Raw genomic sequence first — 403 nt, forward strand, 5'->3', positions numbered from 1 at the left:
GACGGGAAACTCGCTGATTTAGCTCCAACGTTATTAACACTTTTAGGTGGAAAACAACCAGAAGAGATGACAGGTGTTTCATTAATTAAGAAATAATTTTTTTAAAAGCAGGAATTTCCTCATTTCAGTTGAATCATAATACGGTTGGCTGAATGAAATAACCATTTTTGACCGAAAATAAATTGATAAATTTTAAGGAGTGACTTTACAATGACAATGATTACAGATGTTTATGCTCGCGAAGTATTAGATTCTCGTGGTAATCCAACAGTTGAAGTAGAAGTATACCTTGAATCAGGTGCAATGGGACGCGCATTAGTACCAAGTGGTGCTTCTACTGGTGAATACGAAGCAGTTGAATTACGTGACGGTGGAGAGCGTTATATGGGTAAGGGAGTTCTTC

General features: G+C 37.2%; 1 pseudogene. It reads left to right on the forward strand.

Features of this window, described 5'->3' with window-relative positions:
- Positions 1 to 210: 210 nt before the first annotated feature.
- Positions 211 to 403: pseudogene (gene eno, locus KH400_RS21705) on the forward strand (phosphopyruvate hydratase); the annotation flags it as partial.

This window comes from Desertibacillus haloalkaliphilus, assembly GCF_019039105.1.
In the GTDB taxonomy this organism is placed as follows: Bacteria; Bacillota; Bacilli; order Bacillales; family KJ1-10-99; genus Desertibacillus; species Desertibacillus haloalkaliphilus.